This is a genomic window from Rothia nasimurium (assembly GCF_042660305.1).
Taxonomy (GTDB): Bacteria; Actinomycetota; Actinomycetes; order Actinomycetales; family Micrococcaceae; genus Rothia; species Rothia nasimurium.
In genome coordinates this window covers 179,326-193,480 of record NZ_JBHSTW010000011.1, presented here as the reverse complement: position 1 = coordinate 193,480, position 14,155 = coordinate 179,326, and the positions used below count along the sequence as shown (strand labels likewise).

Annotated in this window: 13 protein-coding genes and 1 tRNA gene; 13 read left to right on the top strand and 1 reads right to left on the bottom strand. The window is 52.3% G+C overall.

The window, feature by feature from the left end:
• Window positions 1-90 precede the first annotated feature (90 nt).
• A complete protein-coding gene (gene rsmA, locus ACFP6B_RS05545; protein ID WP_377127874.1) occupies window positions 91-999 on the top strand; it encodes a 16S rRNA (adenine(1518)-N(6)/adenine(1519)-N(6))-dimethyltransferase RsmA in 909 nt (302 codons plus the stop codon).
• On the top strand, window positions 996-1,910 hold the full coding sequence (locus tag ACFP6B_RS05540; RefSeq protein WP_377127871.1) for a GHMP family kinase ATP-binding protein: 915 nt from the start codon (window positions 996-998) through the stop codon (window positions 1,908-1,910). The genes rsmA and ACFP6B_RS05540 overlap by 4 nt, the downstream gene beginning before the upstream one ends.
• A 46-nt stretch (window positions 1,911-1,956) precedes the next feature.
• On the opposite strand, the gene ACFP6B_RS05535 is transcribed toward ACFP6B_RS05540, so the two are convergent.
• A complete protein-coding gene (locus tag ACFP6B_RS05535; RefSeq protein ID WP_377127868.1) occupies window positions 1,957-3,783 on the bottom strand; it encodes an ABC-F family ATP-binding cassette domain-containing protein in 1,827 nt (608 codons plus the stop codon).
• A gap of 132 nt (window positions 3,784-3,915) precedes the next feature.
• Between ACFP6B_RS05535 and ACFP6B_RS05530 the strand changes: the two genes are divergently transcribed.
• The 11 genes from ACFP6B_RS05530 to ACFP6B_RS05480 all read left to right on the top strand — a co-directional run bounded on the left by ACFP6B_RS05530 (window position 3,916) and on the right by ACFP6B_RS05480 (window position 14,151).
• Complete coding sequence (locus ACFP6B_RS05530; protein WP_377127865.1) at window positions 3,916-4,506, top strand: arsenate reductase/protein-tyrosine-phosphatase family protein; 591 nt, start codon at window positions 3,916-3,918, stop codon at window positions 4,504-4,506.
• Window positions 4,507-4,624: 118 nt separating this feature from the next.
• Window positions 4,625-4,696: transfer RNA gene (locus tag ACFP6B_RS05525), tRNA-Gln, on the top strand.
• 61 nt (window positions 4,697-4,757) lie between these two features.
• Window positions 4,758-6,233 (top strand): bifunctional UDP-N-acetylglucosamine diphosphorylase/glucosamine-1-phosphate N-acetyltransferase GlmU, encoded by a 1,476-nt coding sequence (glmU, locus tag ACFP6B_RS05520; RefSeq protein ID WP_377127863.1) that lies wholly within the window; start codon window positions 4,758-4,760, stop codon window positions 6,231-6,233.
• Between the two features lie 5 nt (window positions 6,234-6,238).
• Window positions 6,239-7,222, top strand: coding sequence for a ribose-phosphate diphosphokinase (locus ACFP6B_RS05515; RefSeq protein ID WP_237205897.1), 984 nt, complete (start codon window positions 6,239-6,241; stop codon window positions 7,220-7,222).
• Window positions 7,223-7,297: 75 nt separating this feature from the next.
• Entirely contained in the window at window positions 7,298-8,749 is a 1,452-nt protein-coding gene (locus ACFP6B_RS05510; protein WP_377127860.1) for a lipopolysaccharide biosynthesis protein, read from the top strand.
• A 98-nt stretch (window positions 8,750-8,847) separates the two neighbouring features.
• Window positions 8,848-9,783, top strand: coding sequence for a glycosyltransferase family 2 protein (locus ACFP6B_RS05505; protein WP_377128001.1), 936 nt, complete (start codon window positions 8,848-8,850; stop codon window positions 9,781-9,783).
• A 5-nt stretch (window positions 9,784-9,788) separates the two neighbouring features.
• Window positions 9,789-10,331, top strand: coding sequence for an acyltransferase (locus tag ACFP6B_RS05500; RefSeq protein WP_377127857.1), 543 nt, complete (start codon window positions 9,789-9,791; stop codon window positions 10,329-10,331).
• Window positions 10,332-10,348: 17 nt separating this feature from the next.
• On the top strand, window positions 10,349-11,362 hold the full coding sequence (locus ACFP6B_RS05495; RefSeq protein WP_377127854.1) for an NAD-dependent epimerase/dehydratase family protein: 1,014 nt from the start codon (window positions 10,349-10,351) through the stop codon (window positions 11,360-11,362).
• The gene (locus ACFP6B_RS05490) at window positions 11,363-12,367 is read left to right on the top strand and encodes a CgeB family protein (protein ID WP_377127851.1); all 1,005 of its coding nucleotides are present in this window, start codon (window positions 11,363-11,365) and stop codon (window positions 12,365-12,367) included.
• Entirely contained in the window at window positions 12,358-13,431 is a 1,074-nt protein-coding gene (locus ACFP6B_RS05485; RefSeq protein ID WP_377127848.1) for an RNA-binding protein, read from the top strand. The genes ACFP6B_RS05490 and ACFP6B_RS05485 overlap by 10 nt, the downstream gene beginning before the upstream one ends.
• Window positions 13,432-14,151, top strand: a complete 720-nt coding sequence (locus tag ACFP6B_RS05480) for an acylneuraminate cytidylyltransferase family protein (RefSeq protein WP_377127845.1) — start codon at window positions 13,432-13,434, stop codon at window positions 14,149-14,151. It abuts the gene before it with no gap.
• Window positions 14,152-14,155: the final 4 nt, after the last annotated feature.

The following is a 14,155-nucleotide window of genomic DNA, read 5'->3' as shown; positions in this document are numbered from 1 at the left end:
GGGTGGCTTGGTACGAGCAGTAATTCTACCGGGGGTGTTCTGGGAGCGAGGAAACCTATGTGTAGATACAGACCCGGTAGACTAGAGACCGTGACTGAACAGCAATCTCCCGCGCCCGATGCCCTGTTGGGCCCCCAAGAAATTCGTGACCTGGCAGCCCAGCTCGGCATCCGTCCCACTAAGACCCTGGGGCAGAACTTCGTGATTGATCCCAATACGATTCGTCGTATTATCGCCGCCGCCGATATTAGCCCCGATGAGACGGTAGTTGAGGTCGGCCCGGGCCTGGGATCCCTTACCCTGGGTATTCTGGACGCTGCCCGCGACATGGTTGCTGTTGAGATTGATCCGCCTCTTGCTGAACAGCTTCCGGCGACGATTGCTAAATTCCGCCCCGGCTCAGAAGACCGTATCGATGTGGTGCTTTCTGATGCCATGAAGGTCACCGAGCTGCCGCGTACTCCCTCGGCTTTGGTGGCTAACCTGCCCTACAACGTGGCGGTGCCGGTGCTGTTGCATATGTTGGCTACCTTCCCTTCGATTGAGCATGGTTTGGTGATGGTTCAGGACGAGGTTGCTGACCGTCTCTCGGCTCAGCCCGGTTCAAAGATTTACGGGGTGCCTTCGGTCAAGGCTAATTGGTTTGCTGAGGTGTCTAAGGCTGGGGTGATTGGGACTAATGTTTTCTGGCCTGCGCCTAAGATTAAGTCGGGCCTGGTGGCTTTTAAGCGTCGGCCTGAGCTACTGTCTGATCTGCCTTGTGAAGAGGTTTTTGCTGTTGTCGATGCTGCTTTTGCCCAGCGTCGCAAGACCTTGCGGGCTGCTTTGGCTAGTTGGGCTGGTTCTGCTGCTCGTGCCGGTGAGATTCTTGAGGCTGCTGGTATTGATGTGCAACTGCGTGGGGAGAAGCTCGATATTTTTGACTTCATCAAGATTGCCGAAGCCGCCCGGCAGATACCTGCCCTGGCCGACCAGAGCGGGGAGGGCGCGTCCGCATGACTCTGAGCGTTTCTGCTACCGCCCCCGGCAAGGTCAACCTGTATTTTGCGGTGGGGCCCCTGCGGGAGGACGGCTACCACGAGGTAGCCTCGCTCTACGCCGCTACCGATGTGCTGGAGCGCGTGACGATTTCTTCGGCCCAAGAGCCGGGTATCGCCCAGTCGATGAGCGTTGCTGAGGGCTCCCCTGTGGCGGAGCAGGTCGCTGCCGGGGCTTTTGACCCGGCTGTGGTTCCGCTCGACGAATCTAACCTGGCCTATCGCGGTGCCGCAGCGGTGCTGGCGGAGCGCGGCCTGGAGCCTGCGGACGTCTCCGTTCAGCTTCACATTGATAAGGCAGTTCCGGTTGCCGGTGGTATGGGCGGTGGTTCAGCCGACGCTGCTGCTGCCATGAAGGCAATGAATGATTACCTGGTAGAGGCCGGTCTTGCTACTGACCCTCTTGCGCTTGAGCGCCTGTTGGAGCTGGCCGCTCCGCTGGGCGCAGATGTCCCCTTTGCCCTGCTGGGCGGCCTGGCCGTGGGTACCGGGGTGGGGGATAAGCTCACTCCGATCAAGGTGCCCGAGGGTGTGGAGCCGCTGAAGTTTGGGTTTGTGCCTTCAACGGCTGGGCTATCGACCCCTGCGGTTTTCAGGGAGTTGGATGCTGGTCGGGCTGAGGGGCGCTACCCTGCTCCGGACGCCACCCTGCAGGTTCCGCAGGAGCTGCTAGACCTGCTGACTTCGGCGGAGCCGCTGCAGAAGCGTCTACCAGCTATTGCCGGGCTACTGCGCAACGATCTGGCTGCGCCTGCCGTTACACTGTTGCCTGAGCTGGCAGAAACGCTGAAACAGGCCGAAGCCCAGTTCAGTGTAGCGGCAGGCTTTGTGTCGGGGTCCGGACCTACCATAGTGCATATTTACAACACATAAGCGGTAGGAAGACGGGGCAGATATAGTTTCTATCTACCCCGTCTTTTTACGTAATTACTTCGCTGAGTTCCATCCAGCGCATTTCTAGCTCATCAATTTCGTCCTGAATGCCCTGCTGCTCGGCAGAGAGAGCAGCCAGACCCTCATAGTCTGAGTGCTCGTGGCTAGCCATCTTCTCATCCAGCTTGGCTTTTTGATCTGCTAGTTTAGCGAGTTTACGGTCAATCTGGTTGATTTCCTTCTGTGCTGCCCGGATTTCAGCTCCGCTAGCCTTAGCCGCCGAGCTGCTGTCGGCGTCCTGTTTACCAAGCGGAGAAGAATCAACCGCCTTGGTCGATGGTGCGGCAGCCGCAGATGCTGAAAGCTGCAAATATTCATCAACGCCACCCGGCAGATGCCTAAAGGTGCCATTAACGAGCGCATATTGCTGGTCAGTCACACGTTCCATCAGGTAGCGATCGTGCGAAACCACCAGCAGCGTGCCCGGCCAGGTATCGAGGAGGTCCTCCATCGCAGCCAGCATGTCGGTATCAAGGTCGTTGGAGGGCTCGTCCAAGATGAGAACATTGGGCTCATCCAAGAGAATGAGCAGGAGCTGAAGCCGGCGTTTCTGCCCGCCTGAGAGGTCTTTCACTGGGGTAGATAACTGTGCCGATGTAAAACCCAAGCGCTCTAGTAGCTGCCCGGGAGTCATTTCCTTGCCTCCAGCTACATAGGAGGTACGCTTGCGCCCAATGACATCTGATACCCGGTCATTCTCAACTTCCCGCAACTCATCGAGCTGCTGGGTAAGCGTAGCGACCTTCACGGTCTTGCCGTGTTTAACCCGCCCGCGGGTGGGCTGTACCGAGCCGGTCATAAGGCCTAGCAGGGTTGATTTACCGGCGCCGTTCACACCCATGATGCCGGTGCGCTCACCCGGGGCGATACGCCAGGTAACCTTCTTGAGCACGTCCTTCGTTGCCCCGGGTGCATTGGAATCGGGGTAGCTGACATCGACGTCCTCGATATCCACCACGTCCTTACCCAAACGGGATACAGCCATCTGCGATAGCTCTACCTTGTTACGTACCGGGGGCACATCGGCGATCAGCGCGTTAGCGGCGTCGATACGGAACTTGGGCTTGGACGTACGGGCAGGGGCCCCGCGACGTAGCCAGGCAAGCTCCTTACGCATGAGGTTCTGTCGTTTAGCTTCGGTCGCAGCTGCCTGGCGGTCGCGCTCAACACGCTGCAGAATGTAGGCAGCGTACCCACCCTCGAAAGGCTCAACGATACCGTCGTGGACCTCCCAGGTATCTGTACAAATTTCGTCCAGAAACCAGCGGTCGTGGGTGACGGTGAGCAGACCGCCCGCGTTCTTAGACCAGCGAGTTTTAAGGTGGTTAGCTAGCCAGGTGATAGCCTCCACATCGAGATGGTTGGTAGGCTCGTCAAGCATGAGGACGTCCCAGTCCCCTGCCAGCAGAGCGGCAAGGGCAACACGGCGGCGCTGGCCACCCGAGAGAGAAGAGACGGACGCATTCCAGTCGAGATCCGAGACTAAACCTGAAATAACGTCGCGAATCTTAGAATCCGAAGCCCACTCATACTCGGGAGTATCGCCAACAATCGCCTGACCAACGGTTAGGGAATCATTGAGAACATCTGCCTGATCGAGGAAGCCAATCCGGGTGCCAGATCGCACCGTGACCTTACCTGAGTCTGGGGTAAGGCGTCCGCCCAGAAGAGATAGCAGAGTTGATTTACCATCGCCGTTACGGCCCACGATGCCAATACGGTCACCCTCATTCAGGCCAACCGTGATGCCCTCAAAGATGGTGCGTGTGGGAAATTCAATGTGCAGGTCTTCGCCGCCAAGTAGATGTGCCACCCATCCAGGGTACAAGGTGTAAAGCGGGCTTGCCAATTATAAGTTTCTTTTTGCAGAGCCGAAGTAATTCCTCATAGATACTTGCAGACGTTGTCAACCGTTACAAGTTCTGTACAGAGTAAAATAAATGCCATGACACAGTTCAACGTAAAAGATCTTCTCAAAAATAGAAGAAGAGCAGAGGAAGCTGAGCTCTCTAGTCCTCCAACAGATAAAAAGATTCTTTTTGTGTGCACAGGCAATATTGCTCGCAGTGCCTCGGCACAGTATCTCGCGGAGCAACTTTCGAGTCCAGAATCAGGGTGGACTTTCGACAGCGCTGGAACGGGGGCTGTCGTAGGTTCAGGCGTGGCTCCTTTTATCGATGCAGAGTTAGAATCACGGGGGGTAAACTTTCAAAGTCACCAGGCTAAACAGATTACTGCTCAGTTGTTGGAAGAATCTGCACTAGTCTTAGTGATGGAGAAAGAACACCTAAACTGGATTGTGCGCGAGTGGCCGCAGTACCACGCAAAAGTTCACCTTTTAAAGCAGATGGCGCGTGTTCAGGAACAGGCAGGGCGCAGGGTTAATCCAGTAGCCTTCATGTATGCACTCGACGAGCCTCCAGCAAAAGAGGACAGAATCGCTGACCCCTATCGCAAGGGAGCAGAAGCCGCACGAGTTGCAGTAGAGGAAGTCGAACTTGCTCTAACAAAAATCATCCCCTGGCTGGGAGCTTAGATGACTACTGGGAGAACATTTACCAAGACTCACACTCCACACATTTCATTCTGAGGATAAGACTTGGTAGTATCTAGAATCGTCCACATCGCTTTTATGAAGTAGGTTGGGACGGCAATCCGCCATGGTGTAATTGGCAACACAGCGGCCTTTGGAGCCGTTATTCAAGGTTCGAGTCCTTGTGGCGGAGCTCAACACCCCTATCATTTCACAACGATACTGGGGCTCACTTGCTCAAGGAGTACCAACTAGTGACTGCTACTGCTTCAGTTCCGTCCGCTGTTATTGTTCTAGCCGCCGGAGCTGGAACCCGTATGAAGTCGTCTACCCCCAAGGTCATGCACCCCATCGGCGGGCGCTCCATGGTAGAACATGCAGTAGCTGTGGCTCGTGAACTTAACCCCAAGAACTTGGCTGTTGTTGTGCGCCACCAGCGCGACAAAGTTGCGGCACACGTCACCGCTTTTGACACTGACGTCACTATCGTTGACCAGGATGAGATTCCCGGTACCGGTCGTGCCGTTGAGGTTGGACTACTGGGCCTGGACGCAGAAGCCGGGGAAGTTGAAGGTACCGTTGTAGTGACCTACGGTGACGTTCCCCTGCTGAAGACCGAGACCCTGCGCAAGCTCATTGCCTTCCATGAAGAGGGCAAGAACGCTGTTACTGTTTTGACCACCCACATCGATGAGCCCGGTTCCTACGGCCGTATTGTCCGTAACGAGGCCGGCGAAGTAACTGCCATTGTCGAAGCCAAGGACGCTACCCCTGAGCAACTTGCCATCACCGAGATTAATTCCGGTATTTATGCTTTTGACGCAAAGGTTCTGCGCGACTCGCTGACCCGCGTCACCACCGACAATGCCCAGGGCGAAAAGTACATCACTGACGTCCTTTCTATTGCCCGCGAGGACGGCTACCGCACCAGCGCTCTAGACATCGAAGACCGCTGGGAAGTTGAGGGTGCTAATGACCGGATGCAGCTGGCTCAGCTGGGGCGTAAGCTCAACGATCGTCTAACTCACGCACATATGGTCGCAGGCGTTACTATCGTTGACCCCGAATCCACCTGGATTGACGTTACTGTAACCATCGAAAACGATGTAACCATTCTGCCTGGTACCCACCTGCGCGGCACCACCCACATCGCAACTGGCTCCGTCATCGGCCCCGACACCACTCTGACCAACGTCAAGGTAGGGGAGAACGTGACTATCTCTCGCACCGAGGGCTCTGACTCAGAAATCGCTGACGGCGCTACCGTTGGCCCCTTCGCCTACCTGCGCCCCGGCACCAAGCTTGGTCCCAAGGGCAAGATCGGCACCTTCGTTGAAACCAAGAACGCCGAAATTGGCGCCGGTTCAAAGCTGCCCCACCTCTCCTATGCCGGGGACGTCACCATCGGCGAAAATTCTAATATCGGTGCAGCATCAATCTTTGTAAACTACGACGGCGTGAATAAACATCGCTCCACCGTAGGGAACAATGTCCGAATGGGGTCCGACAACATGTATGTCGCACCCGTACATATCGGAGATGGCGCGTATTCTGGAGCTGGAACCGTCATCCGCAAGGACGTCCCTGCAGGCGCCCTAGCAATTAACGAAGCCCCTCAGCGCAACATCGAACGCTGGGTCATTGAAAAGCGAGCCGGTACTGAAGCCGCAGAAGCAGCCCAGGCTGCACTGGATGCGGAATCAGCCAGCTCAGTTAAGGAAAGCGAATAGCAGTAATGACTGAGATTACGAATCCAGGCGAAAAGAAGATGGCGCTGGTCTCAGGCCGCGCCCACCCCGAACTCGCTGAACAGATTGCAGCGGAACTGGGGAACGAAGTTCTTCCTTCATCCGCCTACACCTTCGCCAACGGGGAAACCTACGTCCGTTTCGAGGATTCAGTGCGAGGGAAGGACGCTTTCGTAATCCAATCCCACCCGGCACCGATTAACGACGCCATCATGGAACAGCTGATCATGATTGACTCGCTCAAGCGTGCCTCTGCCCGTTCCATCACCGTGGTCTCCCCCTTCTACCCCTACGCCCGTCAGGACAAGAAGCACAAGGGCCGCGAACCCATCTCAGCCCGCCTGATCTCAGACCTCTACAAAACCGCCGGTGCCCACCGTCTGATGAGTGTTGACCTTCACACCGCTCAGATTCAGGGTTTCTTCGACGGCCCTGTTGACCACCTGATGGCTATCCCCCTGCTCGCTGAGTACGTAGCAAGCAAGGTCGATACCGATAACGTCACCGTGGTTTCACCCGACACCGGCCGTGTACGCGTTGCTGAACAGTGGGCTGAACTCCTTGGCGGAGCCCCGCTGGCTTTCGTCCACAAGACTCGCGATGTCAACGTGCCCAATCAGGCTGTTTCTAAGACCGTTGTGGGTGATATCAAGGGCCGCACCTGCGTGCTTATTGACGACATGATTGATACCGGTGGTACTATCGCCGGTGCAGTACGTGTGCTTAAGGAGCACGGTGCTAAGGACGTCATTATTGCAGCTACCCATGCTGTTTTCTCGGACCCTGCTGCTGAGCGTCTTGCTAACTGCGGGGCTAGCGAAGTTGTTGTTACCAACACTCTGCCGCTCAAGCCCGAGCAGACTTTTGACAACCTGACTGTACTATCAATTGCTCCCTTGCTGGCTCGTGCTATCAAGGAAGTCTTTGATGAGGGTTCTGTCACTAGTTTGTTTGATGGTAGAGCAAACTAGCATTCAGAAATACAACTGACGTTGGGGTCATGCACTTAGTGCATGACCCCTCACCGTATTTATAGGAGGGGGAGAATGGCTGAAAGAACTTTAGCTCAGAGAGGTGCGCGCGGAGGGGCTAACGCTGTTGGCGGTCAGCTGGCGAAAATTGTCATTAACCTTGTTTCACTCGCAATTTTGGCAAGACTTATCAGCCCTGAAGAGTATGGGCTGGTTGCTATGGTTATGGCTGTAATGGCAATAGCTGATGTATTTAGAGATTTCGGTCTAACATCAGCTACCATCCAAGCAAAAACGATTTCACCTCAGGAGCGAAGCAACTTATGGTGGCTAAATACCACAATGGGAGTAGTAGTTGCTGCTGTTATAGCACTTCTTGCCCCTGTTGTCGCAGCAATATATAGCGACGATAGGCTGATTTTAATAACTCTTGTAATGTCACTAAATTTTGTTATTTCTGGGATGTCAACTCAGTATTTTGCAAACCTTCAGAGAGAGATTCAGTTTGGCAAAATTGCAGTGAATAATATTATTTCCAATATAATTGGATTGATTGCTGCAGTGATCATGGCTTTAAACGGATTTGGGGTCTGGTCTCTAGTATTTCAAGGGTTAGTAATAGCTATCGCCAGTTTGTTGATCTTTATTATTCAGACTAGGTGGATTCCTGGAGGCTACGATAGGTCAGTATCTATGCGTAGATTCTTGAATTTTGGGATGCCTCTCATGTTTTCTAATCTGCTAAACTATTTCTCAAGCTTAGTTGATGTTTATATGATTGGTCATGTTTCGGGACCTGAGGTGCTTGGGTATTTCAACAGATCTTCTCAGGCTGTTCGCACGCCACTGAATAGTTTGAGGTCACCACTAAATAATGTTGCCTTTTCTACTTTATCGAAAAAACAATCATCAAATGCAGAGATTGCTACTTCAATAGAAAAAGGTCAGATTCTTCTAGCCTACCCTCTAACCTTAATTGCAGGTGGCTTGGCTGCGGCATCTTCATCACTGGTTGTCTTTTTTCTGGGTGAAAGTTGGCAAGCAGCTGCGCCATTTTTTGCTTGGATTGCGATTACTGAGGGGCTTAATTGCCTTGCGATGACAGCGGGATGGATTTTTCTTATTCGTGGCAAGTCTAAAGGACTTATGAATCTAACAATCTTCAGCTCGATTAATAGAACTATTTTTGTTATTGTAGGAGCTTTGGTGATGGGCCCCCTAGGAGCCGTGGTGGGGCAAGCCGTGGCTGTGATGATTCAATGGCCCTTGTCTTTGCTTTGGGTCCAGCGTTCGACAGGAGTTTCTACTAAAGGCTTGCTAGTTAACTCCTATCGAATATTTGCGGTTGTATTATTCTCTAGCGCATTGAATTATTATATTCTCCAGGGACTAACAGCGAACTTGATTACGTCAATCATTCTTGGTGTTGTATTACAGTTGGCGCTAGCCGCTATCTGTGCTGTTATTCCAGCAGTAAGGAGAGATTACATGCAGATTCTAGAATTTGCAAAATCTTTAACAAAATAGTACTCATATTTATAAGAAAAATCTATTGGGGTTATGGTAAAATATTTTTAAATTCTATTTTTTCTATAGTTTATTAATTTGGGGGAGAGAAGAGCGTGATGGGTGAAAATATGACGGACTTATCGGTTGTTGTCCCTTTTTACGGGGATCCGGCAGACACTTTGAATCTTGTGAATCAGATTCAGGCGCAGGAAACAACGGCTTCGGTGCAGATTATTGTTTCTGACGATGCTTCTCCGCAACCTTTTCCCGAAGTTGGCGGAGTGACTACTGTGCGTCGAGCCTCCAACGGCGGGTTTGGTGCTAACGTCAACACAGGAGTCGCAGCAGCTGAAGGTAAGTGGGTACTTATTCTCAACAGTGATTTGAGTCTGCCTAGTGGTTTTATCGACGACATGTACAAAGCGGCGGAAGAAGAGGAACTCCTTGCTGGCGGAGGTGGGATTGTGATTGCTCCGCACATTGTAGGGCATGAAGGGGAATCCCAATGGGTTGGTCGGGCCTTCCCTCGGGTTCGCCACCATACTTGGGAATGGTTCACCCCGGCTGCGCGTTTACGGGGGACTCGTTTCTGGCATCGCATGGTTGGCCATGATTTATCCTGCGTTGCGGGCAGGCGGGCTGAGCCTGATTGGTTAATGGGGGCATGTCTAATGATGCCGCGCAGTCTTTATCAACAGGTTGGAGGTATGGATGAATCTTTCTTCATGAATAGTGAGGAAGTAGATATACAGTATCGTTTGATGTTGCAAGGCGTACCACGTGTGTTCCGAGGTGATATTTCAGTCGCCCATGAGGGCGGTGGCTCATCAGGAGATACTGCTCGCAGGCGTCAATGGGTAACTAACTCACGGTTCTTATACGAAAAAAAGTGGGGGCATCCACAAAAGCTTAGAGTGGCTCTAACCGCAGTGACTCACGTAAACTATCTCTTTAATCGAGTTAGAAGAGTTCGCAACTCTGCAGTCAAGCCTCGAGAGATTCGCCAAACTGAACTCTCCACGATTCAGACTGCTTTTCAGCAACTAAGTTAGAGAAGATGAATTTCGCACGTAAGATAACTGAAGTACCTCCGTCTATTCGATGGCATGTTGGCTCAGCACTCTCAAAGTTCCTGTACTCTCGGGCTTTAGGTGCTTCTGGTAAATCCCTCAAGATTATTTCTCCGCTTAAGCTTGTCGGTACTGAGAACATGTATTTTGATGATGATGTGCTTATCCGGGAGGGCGCATGGCTACAGACCGAGTCCGGCGGGGTGCTGAGGATAGGCAGACACTTTCACCTTGGCCATCATGGGCATATCCATGCTGTAGCTGATGTGACTATCGGTAACGATTGCTTGTTTGGAGACAACGTAATGGTTAATACAGGTGTCCATGTCCCCGGAAAACTGGATGAAGTAACTCACCGCGGGCCAATTACTATTGGCGACAAAGTCTTCCTAGGCAGGAACGCCATCGTTCTTGGCGGCGTAACTATTGGCGATGGGGCAATTATTGGTGCCGGAGCTGTTGTTACCAAGGACGTAGAAAGTGGGGCCATTGTTGTAGGTGTCCCCGCTCAACCAATCAATCGCACTTAAATAAATTAGGGAAAACTATGAAAATTCTTATCACTGGTGGTGTTGGGTTTATTGGTCTCAAACTTGCTCGTAAGCTGGTTGACCAAAATCATTCTGTTTATGCACTTGACAGTTTGCTTGAACAGGTACATCAAAATATTGAGGCTGAAACGGCACAGTTCCCCGGCGAGATTATCGTTGGCGATGTATCTGATTCAGATATCTGGAGCAACTTGCCTCGGGCTGAAGCCATTATCCATCTTGCAGCAGAGACAGGTACTGCTCAGTCTATGTATGAAACTGACCGTTACCGACGAGTGAATATCGACGGTACTCGCTACGCTGCTGAGAAAGCTGTCGAGTGGGGAGTCCCCCTCATCGCGCTGAGCTCCCGTGCTGTGTACGGTGAAGGCTTTGAAGACCGCGGGACCACCGAGCAAGATATACACGCCCCTCTGTCGGTATACGGCGAGACGAAGTCAGTTGGCGAAGATGTTATCGCAGAAGTAACCCAGGGTAAGGTACCGGCTGTTGTTATTCGTCCTCAGAACGTTATTGGTCCGGGGCAAGCTTTGCACAATCCATACACCGGTGTTCTAGCAGCGTTCTTGGCGCGTCTGCGTGAAGGCAAAAATCTCTCTGTATATGGTGATGGTACTGCAACTCGCGATTTTATTCATGTGGAAGACGTCGCTGACTTCATTATTTGGGCCTTAAATAATCAGCCTGCGCTCGAGGAATCTCCCCGTATCCTGAACCTCGGTTCTGGTGAACGAATTACTCTTGATCAGCTAGCCCAGTTCTCTATTGATGCAGTCCCTGGTGGGTCTGACGCTGTCATCGAGCACGTTGAGATTAGACGTGCCGGGGATATTGATCATGCACTTGCAGATATGACTTATGCATATTCCCTGGGAGCTCCTCGAGCGCGCTGGAATGCTCGCGAGTCTATTGCAGATTTCATTGTTAAATCATGGGAAGTCCCCGGAGCTAAAAGCGAGACCTGGGATACAGCACTAGAAGAACTTACCGAGCGAGGACTGGCCGAATAGATGGCTCAGCCTAAAATTTTTCTCGTTTCTCCCGCTTTCCACGGGTACTGGCGGACTATTGAACGTTCTTTGGCCAAACGCGGCTATCAAGTCATTACCCATGTGTACGATGCACCGGGTACTTTGCTTGAACGTCTCCGGAATAAAGCGTTGCACGATTTGCCTGAACACTTGCGCCCTGCTCGTTTCGAAAATTTGGTGACAGAGCAGGCCCTTACCCGCTTTCGGGAAGTGAACCCTGATATCGTCCTAGTAATAAAGGGCGACCAATTGGGCTCTTCTTGGTGGGACGCTGTTAACACTTCCGGTGTACGTTTAGTGACCTGGATGTATGACGAATTCCGCAGGATGCGGTATTCAGATAAAGATTTTGATCTTGGTCTACTGGGCGAGATTGCCAGCTATAGTCCGGGTGACGTTGCCGATTTAACTGAAAGCGGTTATCAGGCGACGGAAGTTCCTTTGGCCTACGATACAGATTTAGCTATCATTCCTACCCAAGTTAAAGAAATCACATTTGTTGGTGCTCGCTATCCCGGCCGCGAAGCAATGCTTCTAGCGCTTCACCAAGCCGGGATACCTGTTAAAGCGTTCGGTAAACAATGGTCACGCCACTGGTGGGATATGGCCCGCACACGTAATTTCAAGAATCCAGGTATTGCTTCAGGGCGGGACCTCGATCGACCTCATGCGTATGGTGTTATGGCGGGATCGCCAGCAACGCTTAATATCCATGGAGATCAGGATGGATTTACAATGCGTACCTTTGAAGCTTCAGGCGTGGGCGGGTTGCAAATCGTTGACCGAGTTGAAGTTGAACGTTATTACGATCCAGGTAAAGAAGTGCTTGTCTACGGATCTGAAGAAGAACTAATTGAAGTTTGTCAGCGTATTTTTGCTGACCCTCAGTGGGCGCATACAATTCGTTTAGCCGGGCAGAAACGTACTTTATCAGAGCATACTTTTGACCAACGCGTTAAAATACTGGAGGGTCTGTGGACATAGAGAATAAATCTGGACTCTTATTTCCTGAAGATTTAGATCAGTGGTATGCCTGGCAGCGCTCTGCGAATCGTATAGGTACCGTCAAACATACAATTAAAAAAGTAGCTTTTTGGAGAAAACCTTCCCATATATCTGCTCCTTCGCGTATATTCGTTAGCAGTAGAGGCTCTAGACCCAGCCAATTGGTAGTGGCATTAGATAGTATCGGGGCGACCTCTCTCAAAGCGCTTATTGAACCTCTTGCTTACACTGATGTTGCAGCCACAGTCTTATCGCATAATGATATTACTCATCATCTTCCTGGTGAGGATTGGTGCGTCGAAGAACTTTTGCTTTCCGAAGCCTTAAAACAGCTGAATCCTCAGGCAGTACTATCGGCTGGACATTACCTAGATTTAGGTTCGCTTACTTTCGAGCTTGCTCTCCGTATAGATGCTGACTATATAGTCTCTCAGCACGGTCTTAATACGCCGTTTGCGCCACCCCTGGCTCCTTCCGCTCATCTACTAGCTTTTAGCCAAGCAGATGCTGAATTCTGGATTTCAGGGCGTACAGATATTACTTATGATGTGGTTGGTTCCCAGCTTTTTTGGGAAGCAGCGCAGCTACCTGCTATGCAGACTTCAGATGAGGCTGCTCAACCTATTTTCTTAGGCCAAATGCACGGAGCTGAACTACCCCGTTATTCCTACGCCCAAGCAGGGTACACATTCTGTAAGGAGACAGGGGCTCGTTACCGACCTCACCCTAACGAAAAGGATAAACTGTCTGTACTTACCCATGCTCTATGGGACAAAATGGGTATAGAGATTGACCGAGGTCGCGAGCCCCTCAACACGCTGACCAACCCTGTAGTATCAATTTTTTCTACAGGGGTACTTGAAGCGGCAATTAGGGGGATCCCTGCTTGGGTTTATCATCCCAACCCGCCTGCGTGGGTTAGAGAGTTTTGGGATAGGTACGGCCTTAGCCAGTGGGGAGAAACCTCCACTCCAGCACCGGCTGTGCCATCAACACCTCCAGCACAGGCAATCGCACAATACCTAGAGGAGAAACTTAAATAGATGCGCGTTCTATGCGTGATACCCGTTCGCGGCGGGTCTAAGGGAATTCCGCGCAAGAATCTCAAGCCTATTGCGGGTAAACCTCTCGTTGCCTGGACCATCGAGCAGGCCCTTGCCGCAAAGGCTGAGCTGGAAGGCGAGCACCTGGTTGACGTGTTGGTCTCAACCGATGACGCTGAGCTAGCTGATATTGCCCGCCAGCACGGGGCAGAGGTGCCCTTCATGCGCCCGGCTCACCTGGCAGAAGATACCACCGCCACCGAACCGGTGATTGAGCACGCTATCGAGTTCTATACAGCGGAGGGCAAGCGTCCGGACGCCGTCATGCTCCTGCAGGCGACCTCACCCGTCCGCCTGCCCGGCACCCTGGCCCGTGCTATCCGACAGTTCGCTGCCTCTGCATCGGATTCTATGGTGGGCGTTATCCCCATCGGCCCCTTTATCTGGGCTGCTACCGAGCCACCGACTGCCCAGTACGAGGTCATGGCCCGCCCTCGCCGTCAGGAACTCACCCGTGAGACCTTCCGCTACCGCGAAAACGGCTCCATGTACATCACCAAGACCGAGCTCTACGAAACCCTGCACAACCGACTGGGCGGCAATATCGAGCTCTTTATGCTCGATGAGGTCGAAGGCGTAGATATTGACGCCCCCATTGACTTCTCCGTCGCAGAACACCAGTTGCTCACCACACTCGCATCAGAAGAAAACGAAGGCTAAAAAC